The following is a 21,341-nucleotide window of genomic DNA, read 5'->3' on the forward strand; positions in this document are numbered from 1 at the left end:
TCTGATGAGCTTCCGCCTGGACGCCGCCAGCATCCGTTACGCCAACGGACAGCGTGCGCTCAGCCAGATCACACTGGCGGCAAGCCGCGGCGAGCCCATCGCCGTCATCGGTCCGTCAGGAGCCGGCAAGACCTCGTTGCTGCGCTTGCTGGCAACGTCGCTGCGGCCAAGCGAGGGCCGTGTGGAGGTGCTGGAGCAAAGCCCCTGGGCGCTGTCCGCCGCACGCCTGCGGCAATTGCGCTGCCGCATCGGCATGGTGCACCAGGCGCCGCCGATGCCGCCGCGCCAGCGCGTGATCACCGCCATCCTTGCCGGCCGCCTGGGCATCTGGCCCGGCTGGAAATCCTTGCTGTCGCTGGTCTATCCGGCCGACATCGATGGTGCCGGCGAACAGCTCGCCCGCCTTGAGCTGGCCGACCGCCTGTTCGACCGGTGCGACCAGCTCTCGGGCGGCCAGCTGCAGCGCGTGGGCGTGGCCCGCGTGCTTTACCAGCGCCCGGAACTGATCCTGGCGGACGAACCGGTCTCGGCGATGGACCCGGTGCTCGCCAACCTCACCCTGGGCGAGCTGCGCAAGGAAGCGGATACGCGCGCGGTGCCGCTGGTTGCCAGCCTGCATGCCGTGGATCTGGCGCTGCGCTGGTTTCCCCGCATCGTCGGCCTGAAGGCGGGCGAGATCGCCTTCGACCTGCCGGCCGAGCGCGTGACCGAAGCGCTGCTGCGCGAACTCTATGCCTCGGAAAGCACCACGCCACCGGTGCAAGGCGCCCAACCCCTGATCAGCATCGCGGCAGGCGCGAGCGCCGCCATCGCTGGCGATACCCCGCCCAGGCCAGTGTGCCGATGACCGCCCACCCCCGCGATCCCCAGGCGCTGCGGCGCGCGGGAGGCCTGGTGCTCGCGCTGCTTCTGCTGTGGCCATTGCTGCGGCTGTCCCGATTCAGCCCGTCAGCCTTGTTCGACACCGGAAACCTCAAGGTGGTGGGCGCCTTCGTGCGCAACTTCCTGCCTCCCGACGTTTCGGCCGGTTTCCTCGGGCTGGTGGTCAAGGCCACGCTGGAGACGCTGGCGATCGCCACCGCGGGCATTGCGCTCGCCTTTTTGGTCGCAGCGCCTTTGGCCGTGGCCATGACTAGCAGCCTGTCGGTGTCGCGCATCGGCCCCGGCCAGGGACGCAAGTCGCGCATGGCCGTGCGCGCGGGCGTGCGCGCCCTGGTGCTGCTGCTGCGCGGGGTGCCGGAGCTGGTGTGGGCGCTGGTCTTCGTGCGTGCCCTGGGTCTGGGGGCGGCGGCGGGCGTGCTTGCTCTGGCCATCACCTATGGCGGCATGCTGGCAAAGGTCTACGCGGAAATCCTCGAATCCAGCGATAAACGCGCCGTGGATGCCCTGTTTGGCAGCGGAAGCGGGCGCCTGGCGGCACTGTTCTATGGGCTGCTTCCCCATGCCGCGCAGGAACTGGTCTCGTACACCGTCTACCGCTGGGAATGTGCCATCCGGGCTTCCGTGGTCATGGGTTTCGTTGGCGCCGGCGGGCTTGGGCAATTGATGGACCAGGCCATGAAACTGCTCAATGGCGGGGAAGCCGCGACCATCCTGCTCGTGTTCCTGCTGCTGGTTCTGCTGGCGGACGCGCTCAGCGCGCGGCTGCGCAAGCTGATCGATTAAATCATGGCGCACAAGGCCAGGGCCGCCCAATTCTGCATGCGCTGCCTGCTCACCCTGATCGCGCTGGCCGCCGCGGTTTCGGGCAGCTTCGCGTATCTGTCGCTCGATCTGAGCCAGCTCTTTTCCGCGGACGCCGCGGCGGAGATGGCGCGCTTCCTGCTGACGTTCTTTCCGCCTGAGCTGTCGCCGGCTTTTCTGGCCAGAACCGCGGGCAGCATGCTTGAAACGCTTGCGGTCTCCGCCGTGGGCACGCTGTGTGCGGCAGTGCTGGGATTTGGCCTGGCACTTCCGGCTTCCGGGCTCTACGGTGATGCGCTGCGCGCGTTGTCGCGCTTGCTGCTGAACCTGTTGCGCTCGATTCCCGAGCTGGTATGGGCTGCCCTGACCGTGCTCGCAGTCGGCCTTGGACCGTTTGCCGGCACCCTCGCCCTGGCACTGCATACCGCTGGCGTGCTCGGTCGCCTGTTCGCCGAGGCGCTGGAGAATGCGCCGCGCGCACCCGCCCGCGCGCTGATGGAAAAGGGCACCCCTGCCGCGCTGGTCTTCGTGTATGGGACGCTGCCCTGCGTATGGCCCCAGTTCCTGGCCTACATCCTGTACCGCTGGGAAACGAATATCCGCATGGCGGCGATCCTTGGCTTTGTCGGCGCCGGCGGGCTTGGGCAGATGCTGTATTTCGAGCTGTCCCTGTTCCATCTGCCCCAGGCTTGCACGGTGATCATCGCCATGCTTGCCCTGGCGGCCATGGTCGACACAGCCAGCGCGATCATGAGGGCTAGATGAACGCCACAACCGCGCTACTGCCCGCACTAAAGCGCTTGCACAAACCCCTGTGCGATTCCACTGCATAAAAAAAGGCAAGGTCATTCAAGCACTTTCCCTGGCCTTCCTGTTCCAGTCTCCCCCTAGCGCCAACAACAGCGCAATACGCTGGTTGAGATGATCGCCCCGCACGTTGATCAGATCCATCTCGGCAGCCAGCAGTGTCTGCCGGGCCTTCAGGACGCCGCGCGGGTCGGAAGCACCAATGCTCACGCGTGCCTCCTCGCGCTGTACCAATACCTGGCTCTCGTCCACCCGATCCTGCAGTTGCCTGGTGCGATCCGCAAGGCTCGATTCAGCACGCAACCCCGCTTCGACCTCGCCCAGTGCCTGCAGGGCACTGTTGCCATAGGCGATCATGGCGGCCTTCTGCTCGGCACTGTAGTAGTCCGCCCTGGCCTTGAGCTCTCCGCCCGTGAACAGTGGCGCGAAGATCGCGCCATGCAGTCCCTTGATCGGCGTGCCGGCCTGGTTGAGCAGCAGCACGTCGCTACGGATGCCGGTAATGGCCGCGCTGATTGAAATGCTTGGCAGCCGTGCTGCCTCGGCGGACTGCTTAAGGTCGAAGGCCGCGGCGACGCGGTATGCCGCGGCCGTCAGGTCCGGGCGGCGATCGACCAGGCTTGCGGGCAGGCCAGCCTGCGGGGCGGCGGGCATGGCCGGCAGCTCCAGCTTCGCCACACCGTCACTGATTTCCCCGGCAGGGTAGCGGCCCAGCAGCAACTCCAGGGCTTGCGCGGCCTGGCTGCTGGTCAGTTCAGCCTTTCGGAGCGCATCCACCTGCGTGCGCAGCGCATTCTTCGCTTCCACCGGTTCAGTATCCGGTGCCACACCGATGGCAACCCGCCGCTCGGCGATCTGCACTAGCTGCTCCTGGACGGCCGCGGCCTGTCGCTGGCGGTCCTCCAGCTTTGCGGACTGGATCAGTTTGAACCATGCTCTGGCAGTGGTTGCCGCGACGACACGCTGCGCCCAGAGGTATTCGTCCACGGTAGCGGCGTACTGGGATTTTGCGGCACGAGATTGTGCGCGGATGCGGCCCCAAAGATCGATCTCCCAGCTCGCACCAATCGAGAGGAACTGGGTTTCCGAATGCCCGGCCCGGGCCTTCACGCCCGCGCTTGGTAACAGGCCGCTGCTTTGGATGGCAACGAGTGCCTGCGCCTGCTCGACGCGCACCGCTGCCAGCCTGAGATCGCCGTTGTGCGCGATCGCTTCCCGGACCAGCCGACGCAGCTCGGCATCGTCGAAGCTTGCAAGCCAGTCGTCCGCGGGCGCGCCTGCTTCGGCCGTGTTTGCCCAGGTGCGCTGCCTTTCAAGCGCCGGGACGGCCTGGTCCCGAAGGCTGGCGCTATCCGGCGGCGCCTGCAAGGCACAGCCGAAGAGCATGGCGAGCGGCAGCGCCAGCAGTACCGGGATGGTCTTGTTGAGATATGACGACACAGGCTTGCCTTTAATGGAGCTTGAATACCAGATAGTTCAGCTTGGAACTGACGCGCAGGAAGACCATCCGAACGATATGGAACATCTTCATGTGTGTGGTATAGATGGCACCCGCACCGACAGCGCCGACCGGAAGCATCTGGCCCTTCGATTCGTCGCGCAGGTCCAGCTTGACCGCGAACCGGTTCGGCACGGCTTCCGTGGCACCGGTGTTCGGGATCATTCCACCCTGCGCGAACTGGCCTTGTGATTGCGCCCAGACGATCGAATCCACCTTTGCCTTGATGATTTCACCCGGATGCGTCGGCAGGTAGATCTCGGCGACGTCACCCGGCTTGACGTTGTAAAGCTCGTTCTGCTTGTAGAAGGCGACCACCTCCTGCTCGTCCTCAACGAAGCTGAATGCCGGCGAGAATGGAAACGGGACCAGCATCGTGCCCACGCGCACCTGCAGGTTCACGACCTTGCCGTCGGCGGGCGCCCGGTACTCGGTTTGGCCAAGTTCCCATCGGGCGTTCTCGAGCATGACTTCGGTTTCCGCACGCTTGGCCCGCGCCGTGGCGATGGCGGCGAATTCCCCCTGGCTCCTGGCCGAAAGCCTCTGCCTGGCCTCGTCCTCGACGGCTTGAGCGCTGACCAGTTCGCCTTCCAGTTCGTGCCGCCTCGCCAGGGCATCTTCCCGGTCGAACTTCGATCCGGCCCCTGCCGCAAGCAGTGCCTCGTGTTCCCTGAGCCGCTGTCGGGCGAGCGACAGCTTGGCTTGTACCGTGGCAACCTTGCCGGCCGCCCCGCGCACGGACTCGCTGAGCTGGCGAGCGGCGGCCTGCGCTTCGGCAAGCGCGGCGTCGTCCGCCATCAACCTGCCCTCAAGTTGCCTGACCGAGGCCTGATAGGGCGTCGGGTCGATACGCAGCAGGACATCGCCCTTCTTGTAGCGCCGGTTGCCCTCGGCCGGAAGCTCCACAATGCGCCCCCTCACCTGCGGCACCACCTGGAGCACCTTGCCGACCACCCTGACATCATGGGACGAAGGTGCCACCACGTTCAGCGTCAGGACCAGCAGCGTCAGGGCAACCACCGGAATCGTGACCACGATGACCATGGACGTCGTGTTCCACGGCAGCCATTTGAACTTGAAGAAGATCAGCCAGACGGCCAGCGCGTAGATAGCAAGCAGCAGCGCATCCATTCAGCTCTGCTCCCCTGCGCCGGACGTGGCGCCGCGTGCCGGCGCCCGCAGGGACGCGACGTTCCCGGGCCGGCCGATGGGGGCATGTCCCGCGCCCCGCGCCGCTTCGTCTTCCGGCAGTTTGTCGGTGCCATAGGCCGCCCGGTAGAACACCGGCTTGGTGTGTGCCCAGAGCCAGGCCATCGGCCACAGCAGTCCGCCGAAGAAGAGCGAAAGCAGGCATAGCGCATGGATGGCTTCCCTTTGCGGATGCTGCTTCCGGTGGGCAACCTTATCCGGCCAGATATGCAGCATCCAGAACAGGTAGATGGCTGCCAGCGGCACGAATACCATCACCACCCAGGAGATGGCATTGGCGGCGCTCTCCAGCGCCTTTCCGCTGAGCAAGGAGGCGAACGCCGGTTCATGCATTGCCAGCAGGCCAAGGCCCGCCAGCAGATATTGACGCAGTTTCATCGGGGAAATAGAGAGGTCGGGCAGCAGCGCCCGGTGTTTGACTTGCGAGGTACCCGGTTGCGTAGAGCACTACAGTGTGCTGGTCGGCGTAGTACCCGCTGATTCGCTGCGGCTGTTCCTGGCGGCGCTGTCCGGCATGCGACCGGCTTGCCGGCCCGATTGTGCTTCCGTCGGGCAGCTCCGGCACGGGCTGGCTGAAACCGGCCCGGATGTCCGTTCGCTTTCGCCGGCTGGCACATCGTCCGCGACATCGTCCGCGTACAGGAGGTTGTACTTGCTCTGGCCTGGATTGCTGGCAGCACGGCAGGCCGCGGATTGCAGGCCGGCGCCGGTAGCTGAGCAGGCTTGCGGCTGCGCGGCGGTGTCCCGCTGCCCGTGAGCGGGCAGGATCTGCGCGTACGATTGCGCGGCGCCGGCAATCAGCAGGGCCATGACAAGGTTGGGCACCCCACGACCGCGCGCGCCCTCTATCGAGACAGCCGAAAGGCAGTGCTTGATCATTCCTGTAGTTTTCCTTCGAAGTGGATCAGATACGTCGACGCAAACCGGCGCGGCCAGTCACGTCTCCGTGAATGTGCACACCTTATGCGGGCGGCGCAGGCAGGGCTATCAAAGAAATTAGAAAGTGAGGGCGCCTCGAATGGATGCGCTCCAAGCGTCGCCCGGTATTTCGAATTCCTTTGATGGCCGCCGCGGCGAGGCCGGCTTACCCTGTCCGCCGTCGTATGCCTTCCCAGGTGAATAGCAGGTTCACCTGAATTGACTATCCAATGAATGCTGTTTCCTCGATTGCTGCATGTGGCATTGCCATTGCCACAGCAAGCGCCATCTCCGGATGCGCAATCCCTACCTCTGAGACGTGGAGTCCGTTCCAGGAGCCCTGGCCGTGGACCAAGGTCGTCACTGTCAATCAGACCGATCATGACGTGCTGGCATTACACGCCGGCCCTTGCGAGACCGGACCCGCGTCGCGGCGCTCGCTGTCGGCGCCTTCTTTATGCTTCCTTGGCACCGAGCCGCAGGGGCCCATCGCGATAACCTGGAGCGATGCCATAGCCGGCACGGAATCCCACGCCGCCGAACGGGGCGCGCTGCATGCCTCGACGGCGCCCCTGCCACACCTGTGGCGGGAAGATCCTCACGCGGGCAATCCCATCGGCAATTTTCTCTGCGTGGTCTTGCGCAATGATGCGCGAGTAGATCTTGCCGTTACCGCCACTGCAGAAGCCTGCGCCGTTCTCTAGAGCGCCTCTGACTTGTTGCTTTTCGGGGTGGAGCCACGCCCGCGCTCGCATGCGCTCATCAGGGCTTGCACGATGAAGGCCGACTGCAGCTCGATCTCATTGTCCCAGCGTCTGGCTTCAGCCACGTGGTCGTGCAGGTCAGCGCAGAGTTCGGACAGTCCCGAGCGCCCGACGACCCCGAGAGTCCCCGCGATACGATGCAGCAGCCGTTCCAGGTGGCGGATGTCTCGCGCTGCCCGGACCGCCTCGAATTCGTCCCGGTCAACCATGGTCTGCGCCACGAACGCTTCGGCGTATTCTTCGGCGACCGACGGCAGTTCAGGGAAATCGTCATCGGATAGCTGCACTGCGGCCGCGCCATCATCCGTACGCTGCAGGTCGGCCGGGGCGGCAACAGCATCGAGCATCGAAGCCAGCGTCGCCAGCGACACCGGTTTCGTGAGATAGCCGGTAAACCCGCTTGCCAGCCCCTCGGCCACATCCTCTGGTCTCGCGCTTGCGCTGACGGCATAGACGGGGATCTCCGGCGCGCGCCGCCTGATTTCACGAAGCAGGTCGAATCCATTCATGACGGGCATGTCCACGTCCGTCAGCACCGCATGCACGCTCTCCTCCGACAACACGGCCAAGGCCTCGTTGCCGTTGCCGGCTTCGATAACGCTCGTACCTAGCAACTGAAGCTGGTCGCGCAGCAGTTTCCTGTTCAGCAGATTGTCTTCTGCGACCAACACGGAAAGGCCTGCGAAAGGGGCTGAAGACTGATCGTGTATGGCATCCCCGACGCAGTCCTCGTCGACATGATCAGTCTCCGGAGCTATTTTGAGGACCGCCTGTGCGGCGGCATAGATACCGGCCAGGCTGTAGGCAGACACCTCGCGGCTGCCATCCGGCCGTATGGCCGGGACGAGCGGGCCCAGTTGCTTGAGCCATATGATAGAGGCCGGCTTCCGCCACCACGCAATGACCTGGGCCGGATCCAGGGACTCGGTCACGAGCAGGCAGTCGAATCTGTCTCCGTCAACAGGCTCGTCGATGCCGGACCGGAAAGATGGCTGGCATGATCCCCAGTCGAAATGGTTCAGCATTCCTTCGAGGCACTCTGGCTCACGGGACAGGACCAGCGCGCGGTGCGGCGCCAGGCGCCATTGCGCCGAAGCCTGATGCCCACCCGGCATGCTGAGCGGCAGGCGAACCGTGACGCGCGTGCCAACGCCCAGTACGCTGTCCAGCGTGATACGTCCGTTCATCCGCTCCACCAGCCGCATGCAGATTGACAGTCCAAGCCCGGTCCCGCCGGCCTGCGCGAGACGATTGTTGCCGACCTGGGAGAATGGCTGGAAGAGCCGTTCCTTGTACGTCTCCGGTATGCCAACGCCGGTATCGGTAATGACGATCTCAAGATTTGCATCGACCCATTGCGCGCGCAGGACAATCTTCCCCGCCTCGGTGAACTTGAACGCGTTGCCAAGCAGGTTGTTAATGATCTGGGTCAGGCGCACCGGGTCAAGGTTGAGCCGCGCCGGAATCTCCTTGCCATATACCGCGAAGAAGCTCAGCCCACGCCGCGCCGCAAGCGGCGCATGCGAGATTGCAATGCGGCCGAGGAGTTCCGTGACGACGACGGGCTCCTCCGCCAGGCGCATCGCTCCCACGTCGAGCTTCGAAAAATCGAGCACATCATTGACGATCTGCAGCAAGCCCTCGGCCGACACCTGCATGGCGCTTACCCGCGCCCGCTGCTCCGGCTCCAGCGTACCGAGGGCCACGAGTTCCATGTTTCCCAGCAGCGAGGAAAGCGGCGTCCGTATCTCGTGGCTCATCGACGCAAAGAACGCCACCTTGGCCTTGGCCGCAGCCTCGCTGGCGAGTCTCGCTTCGTGCAATAGCTGCTGTGCGCGTGCCGCCTCGGCATATGCGCCGGTCAGGAAGCGATAATTCCAGTAGCGATACATCGCAAACAGCAAGGCGAGAAGCGCAGCGGTAATCAGACCGGTAACAAGCAGTTCCTCCCGCATTTCCCGGAACTGCTGCCCTAGCGGCAGTGCGAAGACCAGGTGGCCGAAATCCGCAACGAGCGGCGGGCGCCGCAGGGCCCACCCATAATCCTGGACCCAGTGAAACAGCCCCTCCGCAAGTCCCTCCAGCCTGGCGTCCAGCCGCCGTGCGTTGGCCCCTGCACCGGAAGCAACCAGTGGCGTGCCTAGACGATCGACGACAATTGGCTCCGGGATCGACAAGTTCGGCCAGGCTGGCCGAAGCAAGTCTTGCAGCGGGATCCGCGTCAACACGATGGCGTAGAGTGTGTCGCCTTTCGCGACCAGCGATGCGCCAACCATCTCCGGACCCTGTCCTGCCGCATTCGCCGGGATGCCCAGCCATACGACGCGCTTCTCCCGCGCTGCCTGCAAGAGATCCATGTCGCGGCTCTGGAACCGTTCAAGAACCATCGTGGTGATGCTTGACGACGACAGCGGCGGAAGGGGCGCCCCCACACCGGATCCCGATGCGTCAGGCGCTTCATACCGATACGTCGCCCCGTTCGCAATCGAGATCATCTCGATCGAAGGCTTCTGGCTTGCGGCAGTCAGCGTCCGGACAGCCTGGTCGCAACTCTGCGCCAACACGGGGTCGGGAGGCGCGGACGGAGACACCTGCGTGCATAGATTGCCGGCATGCCCGCGGGGGACTTTGCCATTGCTGCGCAACTCAAGGATCAGGTTCGTCGCCGTCAGGACGCTGCGGCGTTCGAGCACTGCATCGACTACGCCTTGCTCATACAGGCGCGCGACCTGTTCCTGGGCACGCAGGGATCCGTTCAGGCGGGCAAGCATGGCTGCCGAAGCGGTCGCGATGGCGACCAGCCCCAGCAGCAGGACCACCATCGAGAAAACACGGCGCTCACGTTGCAGATTCCGCTCAACCGAGTGGTCAGGGTGTAGTGGCGATTGCTGCGAGCGCTCGCGTTCGTCCTGCATCAGGTAAGACCGTTGTCGCGCGCGTACGTGACAAGGTCCGCATTACTGGTGATATTCAGCTTGCGCATTGCCGAGCGCTTCTGCGTCGCAATGGTAGCGAGCGATCGATGGAGATATCCCGCGATGTCCGTGAGAGTGCTGCCAGTCGCGAACATCCGCACGACTTCGATCTCCCGCGGGGACAGCGGGCTTGTCGTGCCGTCGGCCAATGCACCCGCGATTGACATCCTGGCCGTTATGCCCGGTGACAGGCGCTGGCAAGTCCCTGTTATTACGTCGACACAGATTTGCCTAAGGATGCCCGGCGCCTCGTTCTTCCCGACGATGGCCTCAACGCCCGTCTCCTTGATGCGCGTGAGCAGTCCGCCATTGGTCAACATCGTGAAAACCACGATCGGTGTATTCGGGCAGGATTGCCTGAGCCGGTGGATCAGCCGAAGGCCGTCTTCATTGCCCTGGGAACGCTCCATCGTGAAATCCGTGACGATAAGGTCAGGTTGTTGCGTTTGTAGCGCCGCAAAGAGTTCTTTTCCTGACGAGCACGTTGCGGAAATCCGGACATTCGGGATCTCGCTCAAGGTGGCCTTGACTGCGAGCTGAATTACCGGGTGATCGTCTGCGATCACGACAGAGATGAGAGGTGGCGGCATGCGCATTAACTCTGGCCGGCATCACGCTGATATGGATCGGGGCGGCGTGACCAGCCGGCGGAACTGGCTGCAGGGCGCTGGATTTTACCAAACGGTTCTCGCCTTCATTTGACAAAGCGAGACATAAATTTGGCTAATCGTCTCACACAGGGCTGGGGCGCCGCGGTCAGTGAATCAGGAGGGTTGGCGCCTGCCAATCGGCGCGGTGCGGCGTGCCATGACCGCCTGCGGCATTCGCTGCGGCCGGGTGGCGGGACTGCACGAGGCCCTGACCAGCGAACGCACGCGCCGTGGCGGCGTGCTGGCGCTGCCAGGCACCGCGCCGGATTGCTGATCGCGCGCAAGGTTGCCGCCAGGCCTGCCTGCTTGCGTTTTCACCCCTGGCCCGCCGATTCATCAGTAGCTCGGGTCCCTGCACTGGTTGGCTGAACGGAACCTGCCCCGCTGCCGCCACGAAAATCAGACGGACTGACGCCGTTGGCCCGACGAAAGGCCCGGCTGAAATTGGCGACATCGGTGAATCCGAGGCGATAGGCGATCTGGGAAATCGGGAGCGTGCCCTCCAGCAGAAGCTTCCGCGCGCGGTCGCTACGCACTTGAACGGCGAGGTCGCGGAAGCTGCTTTCTTCCTTTCCCAGGTACCGATCCAGGGTGCGCGCCGAAATGCCGAGCAGGCTGGCAAGTTCCTCAAGCGTAGGCTGGCTATCCTCGGCTTCGTTCAACATCATGACAACCCATTCGGTCCAGTATCCCTGTTCACTGTAGCGCTGCAGCAGTGCGCGGCATCGCTGCTCGGCCATGCGTACCGCATGGGCGTCGGCCATCGGCAGCGCCGCGTCCAGGCTCCACGTGTCGGCCGCCATGCGGATCTCCGGAAGCGGCGAAGCACCGAAATGCACGCGCGCGGGCGCCAGTTCGCGATAGCGCGCCGCATGCGGTGGCGGCTCCATCGACATGTAGATGTCGTAGACCGACGCGGGGTTCTGCAATAGGGACTTGCATTGCAGATGGGTCGAAACGACTATCGCCTCCTGAATCAGGTTCAGCGTTTCGCTGGCCACTGGCAGCGCTGGCCGGTAGATGATTTCCGCGTGATGACCGGTACGCTGATAACTCATCCTGAATACCGGCGTCACAAGCCTGTAATAGCGGGAACACAGGCGCAGCAGGTGGTCCAGGGTGGGGCATGAGAGCATCGCATAGCCCAGGATATCGTGCGAATTCAGCTTGATGCGGCAACCCCACTCGAAGCCAATGTCGCTGCGGCCGGTCAAGCGCCGGCTTTCTGCAAGCAACCGATCGAACTGCTGTGTGGTGAGGCCGAAATCCGTTTCCCTGAACCGCTCAAGCTCGATGCCCGCGGCACGCGCCACTTCGCCCAGCGAAGTGCCGGCAGACTTGAAATAATCGCCCATCAGCAGGAAATAGCGGGCCGGTAGCAATGGGCGGATGGCGGCTTTCATCTTCGAAGGTGTTGACAGGAACAGAGCGCGAAGCGCGCGGCTCAAAGCATCGTTGTCTGAAAATGATAGACGGCTGTCTGAAAATGACAAGTCGAGGGGTGGACTTATTTCCCAGAATGGGTACCTGCCAAAGCCAACTACCAGGGCAGGCAACACTACAGGAGACAGTCCATGTTGTTCGAATCCATCAACACCGGTTGCCTGGATGGCAACGATACGCCGTGGATGCCGTTCGCACCGTACAGCAACGAGGTGATGATCAAGTACTTCAAGATCGATCCGGTACGGGGGGAAACCATTACGCTGCTGAAGGCGCCCGCGGGCATGGAAATGCCAAGGCATCATCACACCGGCACGGTCATTGTCTACACCGTCCAGGGGAGCTGGCGCTACAAGGAGCACGATTGGGTCGCCCACGCTGGCAGCGTCGTCTATGAGACCGCATCCACGCGGCACACGCCCCAGGCAGCGAGTGCCGATGGCCCCGACATTATTACGTTCAATATCGTCGCTGGCGAACTGCTGTACCTTGACGACCAGGACAACGTCATCGCGGTCGAGAACTGGAAGACCTCGATGGATCGCTACCTCAGCTACTGCAGGGCCAACGGCATCAAGCCCAAGGATTTGTCTACGTTCGAGGGCTGAGCTTTCCATTTGCGCGCACTTCCGGCTTGCGCCGTGTCATTGCGCGTTGCCAAGGAAATGAGACAGCACGTACGCAGGGCCCTGTGATGGCGCCTTGCGCGATGCGCTGCGATATGTGGGAGACATCCGTGGCAGTTCCCGATCTGAAAGGCAAGCAGGTGCTCGTGACCGGCGCCGCTTCCGGCATTGGCCGTTCGACCGCGCTGGCGTTTGCGCGCCAAGGCGCCAGCCTGATCGTTTCCGATATCAGTTCCGCGCAACTGGATGGCACCGCGAAAGCGGTACGTGCGCTCGGCGTGCCATGCCGCTCATACCAGGTCGACGTAGCCGACGGCGCAGCGATGCGCAATTTTGCTGATGCGGTACACGCGGCTATCGGCGGCGTGGACGTACTGGTCAACAATGCCGGCATTGGATACCTCGGCCCATTCTTGCGCAGCCCGCTGGAATCCTGGCGGCGCGTCCTCGATGTCAACGTGATGGGTGTCGTGCATGGCTGTCACTACTTCGGCCAACGGATGGTCGAGGCAGGTGGCGCGCGCCAGATCATCAACGTCGCATCGCTCGCCGGCATTGCGCCGGCACCGAACATGAGCGCCTACGCGGCATCCAAGCATGCGGTGATGGGCTTGTGTGATGTGCTGGCGATGGAGCTGACCGATACGGAGGTCGGCGTGACCGCTATCTGTCCGGGCATCATCAACACGCCGATCACGAATGCGCAGGACAGCGTGTCGGAAGCCATCACGGACGAACAGATCGGCAGGCTGCGCTCATACTACGACGCCAACGGCGTTTCGCCGGACGTGGTTGCCGAAGCCATCGTCGACGCGGCACGCACCGGGCGCCCACTGGTACTGGTCGGCCCGTACGCGAGGCCGCTGTACCACCTCAAGCGCATCTCGCGCAGGCTGGTCAGGTCGATGACGATCAGCGACGCCAGGAAGAATGGCTATCTCGAAGCCGCAAAATGAAATCGTAACGCAGCAGAAAAAAAGACAGGAGGAGACATGACGGCATGGACTCGCCCGCAAGGGCTTCGGCGCTTTCTGGCCGCGCTGCTTGGCACAATCGCACTTCAGGCAAGCGCAGGAGCGGCCCCGCCAAACGTCGCCGACGCACAGAAGATCGCCACGGAGGCCTATATCTATGCCTATCCAATGGTGTTGATGGAAATCACGCGCCGCGTTTCAACCAACATCGACGCCCCGGATCCCAAGGGCGGAATCCGCGCACCGATGAACCAGTTCGCGCACCTGGCAGGCTTCCCGGACGACAAGTTCGACATGGTGGTTCGCCCGAACGCCGACACGCTGTACTCAATACTCTGGTTCAACGTCGCGCGTGAGCCTTTGATCATCACCGTGCCGGATTCCGGTGGCCGCTACTATTTGCTGCCTGCCCTCGACATGTGGACCGACGTCTTTACCTCTCCCGGTACGCGCACGACCGGTAACGGTCCGCAGCAGTTCGCCATTGTCGGCCCGCGCTGGCATGGCCAGCTTCCGGCTGGCGTGCCCGCCTATGTCTCGCCGACATCCGTGGGCTGGATGGTCGGCCGGACCCAGACCAACGGCGTTTCCGACTATGCCTCCGTGCACAAGTTCCAGGCCGGCCTGAAGGCCACGCCGCTCAGCGCCTGGGGCAAGCCCGGATACGTGCCCCCCAGAGGCAAGGTGAACCCGCATCAGGACATGCGCGCGCCGGTCGAACAGGTGGCAAGAATGGACGCCGCGAGCTACTTCGCGATGTTCGCCGAACTGTTGAAGGACAACCCGCCGCACGCGAACGACTATCCGATGCTTGACCGCATCGCGCGCATCGGACTGGTGCCTGGGCAGGCCTTCGACCTGAACCGCCTGGCGCCGGAGCTGCAGGCCGCGCTGCGGGACGCTCCGGCGGCCGCGCGCAAGCAGATTGCCCAGGCACTGCCCCGTGCCGGCGCCGTGAGCAATGGCTGGAGAACGATCGGCAATCCAATCGGCACGTACGGTACCGACTACCTCCAGCGCGCGATGATCGCTTTTGCCGGACTCGGGGCCAATACCGTCGAGGACGCGGTTTATCCGCTCGCGATGACCGATGCTGACGGCAAGCCCTTTGACAGCGCGGCAACGTACGTGATCCACTTCGACAAGGAGCGGCTGCCACCGGCCCGTGCCTTCTGGTCCCTCACGATGTATGACGATCGCCAGTTCTTTGCCGCCAATCCGATCAACCGCTTCGCCATCGGTGACCGCGACCCGCTCAAGTACAACGCCGATGGCTCGCTGGACCTGGTGATCCAGCGCGACCCGCCCAAGAGCGCCGAGTCCAACTGGTTGCCCGCGCCGCCGGCAGGCAACTTCTCGATGAATCTACGCCTGTACCTGCCCAGGCCCGAGGCGCTGGACGGCACCTGGAAGCCGCCGGTGGTCAGGCGCGTCGCAGGCTGATATCCGAATGCCCGCATGCCGGCTCTTGCGGTGGCGGGCGTGCCAAGCGCCGCCCGCTGATGGGCCAGAGGATGGCCCGACCGCTACAGTGGCCAACTATCGCGTTGGCGAGACCACATGAACCCGCGCGGGGAAGCTGGCGACCCGACGCGAGCGCGAGCCTGCATTCTCGTTATCCCCATAAAAGAACGTTGGGCATGGGGCGAGATGCCTCAGGAACGGCTGGAAATCCCGGCTTCCGATGCATATCTTCGATCGCTCAGAGGCCGCGCCCAGCAGGACTTCTCTTGCCGCCTGGTCCGCCCTGTCCAGCCCCACGGCACGGGCCCGCTGGTCGGTGAGATCATCGTCAACCAGCACGTATCGCCCCGGCAGCAGGTGGGAAAGCATGAAATCACTCAGCGCTTCCTGCACCGATATTGATAGGCCGAACAATCGCTTGGGCATGTTGGAGGGATTGATGCCGCCCCAATCGTAAGTGCCGCCCTCGCGATTGCGGCGCGGGTTCACGGTGAACTTGGACGACATCGTGCCAATCGCCATGACGTGGATATCAGACGGTGGCCGAAGCAGGGAATACTGCGCTTCGTGCACGGCCAGCAAGCCCGGGGCATTGGCGTAAAGGCCGCCATCGACAAACTGATTATTGTTGAACGTGTAGCGTGCAAAGTAGGCCGGCGCGGCACTGGTGGCCATGGCGATATCCACAATCCGGAACATATGATCCCGCTTGAAATTGACGTGGTGCGGTGTCTTGAATATCTGAGGCCGGCCCGTGGAGTAATTGATTGCCGGAATGACTACCCGGTGCGTGCAGGCGCCCAACAGGCGTTCGCCGAACATATGGCTGTCAGACAGCAGCTCCACAAGCCGACGCGAGGAGAACGGGGCCCGCCAGATGCCAGCCAGCGACCAGCGCCGCTTGAAGATCTTCTCCCCATATTCCGTCAGCAGGGCGACAATGCGGCTCGCCGGCACTTCGAGCGCCAATGCCAGGGCAATGACCCCGCCAATCGAGGTCCCGGCAATCAGGTCAAATCGGGTCGCGATCGGTGCACCAATTTCATCCTCGAAATCGGCAAGCAGCTTGGCCGTGTACAGCCCACGGAAGCCGCCGCCCGAGAGCGCAAGGATCTGAAACCTGGTTGGAGACGTGTCGTCCAAGAATTCCCCCTGCAGCAGTATGAATCTACCGTTTCTCCACGGGTGAGAATGCGGGGCTCTCAGGAAACTGTCCGGTGACCGTCTCGCGGCCGAAAACCAATTGCGAGTTCCGGTGGAAAACGAAGAGCGCCGACGATGCCATGCGCATCCATACTAGACGACGCCAGAATTTTTTTACAGCACCCGTCCTGCCCCGGACCGACGCAAGCCATCGACCCGCCATCGATACAGGCAATTAGACGGAATTTAAATCTGACTTTCACTACAGTGCTGACGCGCGCCAGGATGTCCAAGGGGATGGTGCAAACGAGATTCGCAGCAAACGTTGAACGATTTATTCTGAAATCCTCGACTCCAACTGCCGACGAAGAATCGGGGCAGCCCGATTCCGCTCCCGGGTGATCAGCCAGGCGCCACAGGCGATTGCCAGCAAAACCTCAGGGCCTGCCAAGTAGTGCTGCCGCTGATTGCGAATCACTATTGGGTGCATTATGCTGATTGCTCCCACGATACGGAGACGCTCATGCTTAGAATTTGCGCGCTGATGGCAATGATCCTGGTGTCCGGTTCCGCGCTGGCCAGCGCGAAATGTCCCGCGCACCCCAAGAGCGAATGGATGAAGGAGAGCGATGCCCGCGCCAAGATTGAAGGGCAAGGCTACAACATCAAGAAGTTCAAGATCGACGGGAATTGCTACGAGATCTACGGCACGACCAAGGAAGGAAAGAAGGCGGAAATCTACTTCGATACCAAGACGCTGGACATAGTCAAGGCGGAAATCGAGAAGTAACGCTGCACCTCCCCGCCGCCGCGCCATGAAGCCTTCGCGCCAGTCTGTCCAGGTCTGGGATCCCATCGTCCGTATCACGCACTGGAGCGTGGCGGCACTGGTGCTCTGGGACCTGTACGAGGATTCCGGCGGGCCGCTGCACCGCAACCTTGGCTACGCGGCCGCGTGCCTGGTGCTTGTCCGCGTGGCGTGGGGCATGGTGGGCAGCGGCGCCGGGAATATCCGCGAATGGGTCCCCGACCGCAGCGGCGTGGTTGCCTATGTCAAGGCCGCCGTTTCCGGGCATCCGCCCCGCCACCTTGGCCACAATCCACTTGGCGCGCTGATGATGCTCGTGCTGTGGATCCTCATCCTTTCACTTGCCGCCACCGGCTGGATGTCGAGACTGGATATGTTCTGGGGCGAGGACTGGCCCAAGGACATCCATGGCGTCCTCGCCGACGTGCTGTTGGCGCTGGTGAGCGTGCATGTTGTCACCGCGATCCTGATGAGCCGGTTGCACAAGGAGAACCTGATCCTGTCCATGGTGACCGGAAGGAAGCCGGCGGCGCCGGATCAACGCAAGCTATCTGCCGGGGACGGCGAATCCACCAGCCCATCGGGCCCGCCCGTTGTCGCCGACTCCCGTGCCGTCTCACCGGGCCGCCGCCCGTAGCGCCGCCATGAACTGCAGCATGGCCTCCGACGGCAGCTCCTTCTTGCGGGTGACAATGCCGTAGCTCGACATGGCGCGCCGGATCGGCACCGGCACGTGCGCCAGCATGCCTTGCGCGACGAAGCGCTCGACCACGGCGCGCGGCTGCAGCGAAAGCATATCCGTCGCCTGAAGCAATTCCAGCGTGGAAAAGATTGACGGTGTTTCCACCATGCCGACCAGGCCCTGGATGCCTGCCGCCGCAATGGTTTCATCGAACAGTTGCCGGATGGCGGTGAGTTGCGGGTAAAGGATCCACGGCCATGCGCCGATGTCGGCAATTTCCAGCCTGGGCCTGTCCAGCAGGGGATGTCCCGGCCGGCAGACGACCCATACCGGCTCTGGTGACAGTGCCTCGAAATCGAAGATCGCCTGGTGCCGTGGCTCGGTCAGGCGCCCGACCATGATGTCCAGCTTCCGGTCTTCCAGCCAGAGGGCGAGCTGGTCACTGCTCTGCTCGATCAGCTTGACGACCAGCCGCGGGCGCTGCTGCAGGATCTCGCGGATCGCCGTGGTCACCACCTGTGCGGCCGACGCCGAAATCGCGCCAACGGTGAGGTGGCCGTGCCCGCCGGCCCGCAGCGCTTCCAGTTCGCTCACAAACTTGCCGAGCTCGGCCAGCGCCGTGGACGCGTAGCGCAGCGCGAACTCGCCCAGTTCGGTCGGACGCATATCCCTTGGCAAGCGATCGAACAGCCTGGCCTGCAGGGTGTCTTCAATGTCGCTCAATATCTTCGTGGCAGCCGGCTGGGTGATATGCAGTTGCTCGGCCGCGATGCGCAGGTTACGGCTGCGTCCCAGCACATCCAACAGCTGCAGGTGCCGGAAGCGCAGCTTGGCGAGCACGGCGGAAGGGGCGGAGGCAGTTTGTCTGACCATGAACGGGGTAAACCCGGCTGAACCAATAACTAAACGGAATTGATTCTACCCAATAATCGATTGGATGTTTATCGGACTGCCACGTAGAGTTCCACCCAACGCTGCGGTGGTCGCGGCGCTCATGACAACAACATCAGGTGGAGACAATCGATGGCATTGCCGCTCATGCTCAGCGCTATGCAGACGCTGCCTGCCGACGGACTGGCGGGGACGCTGGTCGGCCGCGCATGGGTCCCGGCCGGTGGCGGCGTTCCGGCCGGCCCGGCTGTCGTGGTCCTGCGGCCAGATGGGGTATTCGACATATCGGATGTCGCTCCGACCATGAGCACCCTGCTCGAACAGGGCGATCCGGTGACGGTCGTGCACAATACGCCCGGCCGCTGGATCGGCAAGCTCGACGACCTGCTGGCCAACACGGCCGATCCGCGCGGCAGCGACGGCGTGGCCCGCCTGCTGGCGCCATGCGACCTGCAGGTGATCAAGGCGGCAGGCGTGACCTTTGCCGGCAGCCTGGTCGAACGTGTCATCGAGGAGCAGACCAAGGGCGACCCGCAAGGCGCCGTCGAGGTCCGCAATCGGATCCAGGCGCTGGTGGGCGAGCGCCTGTCCCGGATCCGGCCGGGTTCCCGCGAGGCGGGCGAACTCAAGGCCTTGCTGATCGAGCATGGCATGTGGTCGCAATACCTCGAAGTGGGCATCGGCCCGGACGCCGAGATCTTCACCAAGGCACCGCTGCTTTCGGCGCTTGGCACCGGTACGGAAATCGGCCTGCATCCGGGCTCGGCATGGAACAATCCGGAACCCGAGATCGTGCTGGCCATCAACAGCCGCGGCGATGTGCTCGGCGCCACGCTGGGCAATGACGTCAACCTGCGCGACTTCGAGGGCCGCAGTGCGCTGCTGCTGGGCAAGGCCAAGGACAATAACGGCTCCTGCGCGATCGGTCCGTTCCTGCGCCTGTTCGACCAGAGCTTCTCGCTCGACGACGTGCGGCGGGCGACGGTGGATCTGCGTGTCGATGGCCTGGATGGCTTCGTGTTGTCCGGCGCCAGCTCGATGAACGAGATCACGCGCGACCCGCTGGAGCTGGCCGAGCAGGCAATGGGCGCGACCCACCAGTATCCCGACGGCGCCATGCTGTTCCTTGGCACGCTGTTCGCGCCGGTGGAAGACCGCGACACCGTGGGCGGCGGTTTCACGCACAAGGATGGCGACCTCGTCACCATCTCGAGCCGCCAGCTTGGCAGCCTGGTCAACCGCGTGGGCCGCAGCGACCGTATCGCTCCGTGGACGTTCGGCGTACGCGCCCTGATGGCCAACCTGGCCGCACGTGGCCATACCACTTTCTGAACGGCGATTTCTGAACGGGCGCCACGGCGCCCCTCCCTGAACACTGCAGCTACCCTCGCGCAAGCAAAAGACGGGGATGCTGTAATCCATGACATGAGGCCGCGACGCGCGGCTTCGTACCGGAGACAACCCATGCAGACTCAAGCTGCCAACCGCGATCCGCTCGCAAGCGCGGTAAGCAAGGCCCGCCAGCGCCTCGCGCCTTTCCTTGCACTGATGTTCGCGCTGTCGATGCTCGACCGCTCCAATGTCGGCTTCGTCAAGCAAGCCCTGATGGTCGATTCCAATATCGGCAACGCGGCCTATGCGCTTGGCGCCGGCATCTTCTTCATCGGCTACGCCCTCTTCGAAATCCCCAGCAACCTGATCCTGCACCGGGTCGGCGCCAGGGTCTGGCTCAGCCGCATCATGGTCACCTGGGGGTTGGCGTCGGCGGCCATGATGTTCGCGAGACCTCGTTCTACGTGCTGCGCTTTATCCTTGGCGTCGCCGAAGCGGGCTTCTCGCCGGGCGTGATCCTGTACTCGACCTACTGGTTCCCCGCCAGCCAGCGCGGCAAGGCGCTCGGCGTCTACTACTTCGGCTTGCCGGTGGCACTGGTGCTGGGCGGGCCGGTCTCGGGGCTGCTGCTCGATGTGATGGGTGGCCATTGGGGCCTGCGCAACTGGCAATGGATGTTCATCATCGAAGGCCTGGCGGCGTCGGTGGTGGGCGTGATCGCCTTCTTCTACCTGGTCAGCAAGCCGCGCGATGCCAAGTGGCTGAACGCCGACGAGAAGACTGCGCTCGAAGCCGCTATCGCCGCGGAAGACAACCAGAAGACCGCGCATGGCCCGGCAACCGCACTGAGCGCGCTGGGCAACTGGCAAGTGCTGCGTTTCGTCGCCATCTACTTCGCCATCCAGGTCAGCGTCTACGGCGTCATCTTCTACCTGCCGACGCGTATTTCCGAGCTGACCGGCACGGCGATTGGCGCCAAGGTCGGCCTGCTCACCGCGATTCCGTGGCTGTGCGCGCTGATTGCCCTGCGCCTGATCACCGGCATCGCCGATGCCAAGGGCAAGCAACGGGAATTCGCCATGGCCATGCTCGCCATGGCGGCCACCGGCATCGCACTGTCGACGCTGGGGCACGAACTGGTGCCCGTGTTGATGGCTTTCTGCCTGGCTACCGTCGGCTTTGTCGTGGTCCAGCCGCTGTTCTGGACGCTGCCCACCGCGTACCTCAGTGGCACCGCCGCGGCCAGCGGCATCGCCCTGATCGGTGCGCTGGGCAATCTCGGTGGCTTTATCGCGCCGACGCTGAAGACCGCGGTCGAATCCGCATTCCATAGCCAGCAAGCGGGCATGCTGGCCCTGGCAATCGCAGGCCTAGCCGGCGTGCTGCTGCTGATGAGCGTTGGCGCACGGGCCCGCCGCGCTGCGACGTTGCGGCTTGGCGCCTCCGAAGCTGCCTGACTGAGTCCCGTATTCCC

The 21,341-nt window shown here is 63.8% G+C and carries 19 protein-coding genes and 2 pseudogenes; 12 read left to right on the forward strand and 9 right to left on the reverse strand.

Annotation, left to right across the window (positions count from 1 at the left end):
• Nucleotides 1-4: 4 nt before the first annotated feature.
• The 3 genes from A3A5_RS0121780 to phnE are packed head-to-tail and all read left to right on the forward strand — an operon-like array spanning nt 5 to nt 2,448.
• A complete protein-coding gene (locus tag A3A5_RS0121780) occupies nt 5-847 on the forward strand; it encodes a phosphonate ABC transporter ATP-binding protein (RefSeq protein ID WP_018312637.1) in 843 nt (280 codons plus the stop codon).
• The gene (locus tag A3A5_RS0121785) at nt 844-1,665 is read left to right on the forward strand and encodes an ABC transporter permease (protein ID WP_018312638.1); all 822 of its coding nucleotides are present in this window, start codon (nt 844-846) and stop codon (nt 1,663-1,665) included. Before A3A5_RS0121780 ends, A3A5_RS0121785 begins: the two co-directional genes overlap by 4 nt.
• Nucleotides 1,666-1,668: 3 nt before the next feature.
• Entirely contained in the window at nt 1,669-2,448 is a 780-nt protein-coding gene (gene phnE / locus A3A5_RS0121790) for a phosphonate ABC transporter, permease protein PhnE (RefSeq protein WP_018312639.1), read from the forward strand.
• 84 nt (nt 2,449-2,532) lie between these two features.
• Here the strand turns inward: phnE and A3A5_RS0121795 are convergent, their stop codons facing one another.
• The 4 genes from A3A5_RS0121795 to A3A5_RS0121810 all read right to left on the reverse strand — a co-directional run bounded on the left by A3A5_RS0121795 (nt 2,533) and on the right by A3A5_RS0121810 (nt 6,076).
• Nucleotides 2,533-3,930, reverse strand: a complete 1,398-nt coding sequence (locus A3A5_RS0121795; RefSeq protein WP_018312640.1) for an efflux transporter outer membrane subunit — start codon at nt 3,928-3,930, stop codon at nt 2,533-2,535.
• A gap of 10 nt (nt 3,931-3,940) precedes the next feature.
• A complete protein-coding gene (locus A3A5_RS0121800; protein ID WP_018312641.1) occupies nt 3,941-5,119 on the reverse strand; it encodes an HlyD family secretion protein in 1,179 nt (392 codons plus the stop codon).
• Nucleotides 5,120-5,530: a DUF3302 domain-containing protein gene (locus tag A3A5_RS0121805; RefSeq protein ID WP_157637276.1), complete on the reverse strand. Its 411-nt coding sequence runs from the start codon at nt 5,528-5,530 to the stop codon at nt 5,120-5,122.
• A 114-nt stretch (nt 5,531-5,644) separates the two neighbouring features.
• Nucleotides 5,645-6,076, reverse strand: a complete 432-nt coding sequence (locus A3A5_RS0121810) for a hypothetical protein (RefSeq protein ID WP_018312643.1) — start codon at nt 6,074-6,076, stop codon at nt 5,645-5,647.
• A 269-nt stretch (nt 6,077-6,345) separates the two neighbouring features.
• Between A3A5_RS0121810 and A3A5_RS42015 the strand changes: the two genes are divergently transcribed.
• A complete protein-coding gene (locus tag A3A5_RS42015; protein ID WP_081623965.1) occupies nt 6,346-6,819 on the forward strand; it encodes a hypothetical protein in 474 nt (157 codons plus the stop codon).
• Here the strand turns inward: A3A5_RS42015 and A3A5_RS39115 are convergent.
• Together A3A5_RS39115 and A3A5_RS0121820 are read right to left on the reverse strand one after the other, a co-directional pair.
• Nucleotides 6,816-9,794 carry a hybrid sensor histidine kinase/response regulator gene (locus A3A5_RS39115; protein WP_051108558.1) on the reverse strand — a complete coding sequence of 993 codons (2,979 nt, stop codon included), beginning with the start codon at nt 9,792-9,794 and terminating at the stop codon, nt 6,816-6,818. The two genes, A3A5_RS42015 and A3A5_RS39115, sit on opposite strands and share 4 nt — an antisense overlap.
• Nucleotides 9,794-10,444 carry a response regulator transcription factor gene (locus A3A5_RS0121820; RefSeq protein WP_026200992.1) on the reverse strand — a complete coding sequence of 217 codons (651 nt, stop codon included), beginning with the start codon at nt 10,442-10,444 and terminating at the stop codon, nt 9,794-9,796. Before A3A5_RS0121820 ends, A3A5_RS39115 begins: the two co-directional genes overlap by 1 nt.
• A gap of 169 nt (nt 10,445-10,613) precedes the next feature.
• On the opposite strand from A3A5_RS0121820, the gene A3A5_RS43515 reads away from it, so the two are divergent.
• Nucleotides 10,614-10,778, forward strand: coding sequence for a hypothetical protein (locus A3A5_RS43515; RefSeq protein WP_157637274.1), 165 nt, complete (start codon nt 10,614-10,616; stop codon nt 10,776-10,778).
• A 40-nt stretch (nt 10,779-10,818) separates the two neighbouring features.
• Here A3A5_RS43515 and A3A5_RS0121830 read toward each other — a convergent pair whose 3' ends face one another.
• Entirely contained in the window at nt 10,819-11,907 is a 1,089-nt protein-coding gene (locus A3A5_RS0121830) for an AraC family transcriptional regulator (RefSeq protein WP_035813313.1), read from the reverse strand.
• Between the two features lie 171 nt (nt 11,908-12,078).
• Here A3A5_RS0121830 and A3A5_RS0121835 point away from each other — a divergent pair, with 171 nt between their 5' ends.
• From A3A5_RS0121835 to A3A5_RS0121845, 3 genes are read left to right on the forward strand one after another with little or no spacing between them, the layout of a single operon-like run.
• On the forward strand, nt 12,079-12,555 hold the full coding sequence (locus tag A3A5_RS0121835) for a 2,4'-dihydroxyacetophenone dioxygenase family protein (protein WP_018312648.1): 477 nt from the start codon (nt 12,079-12,081) through the stop codon (nt 12,553-12,555).
• A gap of 26 nt (nt 12,556-12,581) precedes the next feature.
• Entirely contained in the window at nt 12,582-13,529 is a 948-nt protein-coding gene (locus A3A5_RS0121840; protein ID WP_232431430.1) for an SDR family NAD(P)-dependent oxidoreductase, read from the forward strand.
• A gap of 36 nt (nt 13,530-13,565) precedes the next feature.
• Complete coding sequence (locus A3A5_RS0121845) at nt 13,566-14,990, forward strand: DUF1254 domain-containing protein (protein WP_018312650.1); 1,425 nt, start codon at nt 13,566-13,568, stop codon at nt 14,988-14,990.
• A gap of 96 nt (nt 14,991-15,086) precedes the next feature.
• On the opposite strand, the gene A3A5_RS0121850 is transcribed toward A3A5_RS0121845, so the two are convergent.
• Complete coding sequence (locus tag A3A5_RS0121850) at nt 15,087-16,154, reverse strand: CBASS cGAMP-activated phospholipase (RefSeq protein ID WP_018312651.1); 1,068 nt, start codon at nt 16,152-16,154, stop codon at nt 15,087-15,089.
• A gap of 523 nt (nt 16,155-16,677) precedes the next feature.
• Here A3A5_RS0121850 and A3A5_RS0121855 point away from each other — a divergent pair.
• Both A3A5_RS0121855 and A3A5_RS0121860 read left to right on the forward strand, forming a co-directional pair.
• Nucleotides 16,678-16,944, forward strand: coding sequence for a PepSY domain-containing protein (locus A3A5_RS0121855; protein WP_026200994.1), 267 nt, complete (start codon nt 16,678-16,680; stop codon nt 16,942-16,944).
• 25 nt (nt 16,945-16,969) lie between these two features.
• Nucleotides 16,970-17,485: pseudogene (locus A3A5_RS0121860) on the forward strand (cytochrome b/b6 domain-containing protein); the annotation flags it as partial.
• 93 nt (nt 17,486-17,578) lie between these two features.
• On the opposite strand, the gene A3A5_RS0121865 reads toward A3A5_RS0121860, so the two are convergent.
• Nucleotides 17,579-18,517 (reverse strand): LysR substrate-binding domain-containing protein, encoded by a 939-nt coding sequence (locus A3A5_RS0121865; RefSeq protein WP_026200995.1) that lies wholly within the window; start codon nt 18,515-18,517, stop codon nt 17,579-17,581.
• A gap of 150 nt (nt 18,518-18,667) precedes the next feature.
• On the opposite strand from A3A5_RS0121865, the gene A3A5_RS0121870 reads away from it, so the two are divergent.
• Nucleotides 18,668-19,867, forward strand: coding sequence for a fumarylacetoacetate hydrolase family protein (locus A3A5_RS0121870; RefSeq protein ID WP_018312655.1), 1,200 nt, complete (start codon nt 18,668-18,670; stop codon nt 19,865-19,867).
• Between the two features lie 132 nt (nt 19,868-19,999).
• Nucleotides 20,000-21,324 (forward strand): annotated as a pseudogene (locus A3A5_RS39120) (MFS transporter).
• Nucleotides 21,325-21,341 lie beyond the last annotated feature (17 nt).

The organism is Cupriavidus sp. UYPR2.512 (assembly GCF_000379565.1).
Lineage (GTDB): Bacteria > Pseudomonadota > Gammaproteobacteria > Burkholderiales > Burkholderiaceae > Cupriavidus.

Excerpts from the sequence above, each read along its gene's own strand:
- A3A5_RS0121780 (WP_018312637.1), top strand. The coding sequence starts at position 5 with ATGAGCTTCCGCCTGGACGCCGCCAGCATCCGTTACGCCAACGGACAG.
- A3A5_RS0121785 (WP_018312638.1), top strand. The coding sequence starts at position 844 with ATGACCGCCCACCCCCGCGATCCCCAGGCGCTGCGGCGCGCGGGAGGC.
- phnE (WP_018312639.1), top strand. The coding sequence starts at position 1,669 with ATGGCGCACAAGGCCAGGGCCGCCCAATTCTGCATGCGCTGCCTGCTC.
- A3A5_RS0121800 (WP_018312641.1), bottom strand. The coding sequence starts at position 5,119 with ATGGATGCGCTGCTGCTTGCTATCTACGCGCTGGCCGTCTGGCTGATC.
- A3A5_RS0121805 (WP_157637276.1), bottom strand. The coding sequence starts at position 5,530 with ATGCATGAACCGGCGTTCGCCTCCTTGCTCAGCGGAAAGGCGCTGGAG.
- A3A5_RS0121810 (WP_018312643.1), bottom strand. The coding sequence starts at position 6,076 with ATGATCAAGCACTGCCTTTCGGCTGTCTCGATAGAGGGCGCGCGCGGT.
- A3A5_RS42015 (WP_081623965.1), top strand. The coding sequence starts at position 6,346 with ATGAATGCTGTTTCCTCGATTGCTGCATGTGGCATTGCCATTGCCACA.
- A3A5_RS39115 (WP_051108558.1), bottom strand. The coding sequence starts at position 9,794 with ATGCAGGACGAACGCGAGCGCTCGCAGCAATCGCCACTACACCCTGAC.
- A3A5_RS0121820 (WP_026200992.1), bottom strand. The coding sequence starts at position 10,444 with ATGCCGCCACCTCTCATCTCTGTCGTGATCGCAGACGATCACCCGGTA.
- A3A5_RS0121830 (WP_035813313.1), bottom strand. The coding sequence starts at position 11,907 with ATGAAAGCCGCCATCCGCCCATTGCTACCGGCCCGCTATTTCCTGCTG.
- A3A5_RS0121835 (WP_018312648.1), top strand. The coding sequence starts at position 12,079 with ATGTTGTTCGAATCCATCAACACCGGTTGCCTGGATGGCAACGATACG.
- A3A5_RS0121845 (WP_018312650.1), top strand. The coding sequence starts at position 13,566 with ATGACGGCATGGACTCGCCCGCAAGGGCTTCGGCGCTTTCTGGCCGCG.
- A3A5_RS0121855 (WP_026200994.1), top strand. The coding sequence starts at position 16,678 with ATGCTTAGAATTTGCGCGCTGATGGCAATGATCCTGGTGTCCGGTTCC.
- A3A5_RS0121865 (WP_026200995.1), bottom strand. The coding sequence starts at position 18,517 with ATGGTCAGACAAACTGCCTCCGCCCCTTCCGCCGTGCTCGCCAAGCTG.
- A3A5_RS0121870 (WP_018312655.1), top strand. The coding sequence starts at position 18,668 with ATGGCATTGCCGCTCATGCTCAGCGCTATGCAGACGCTGCCTGCCGAC.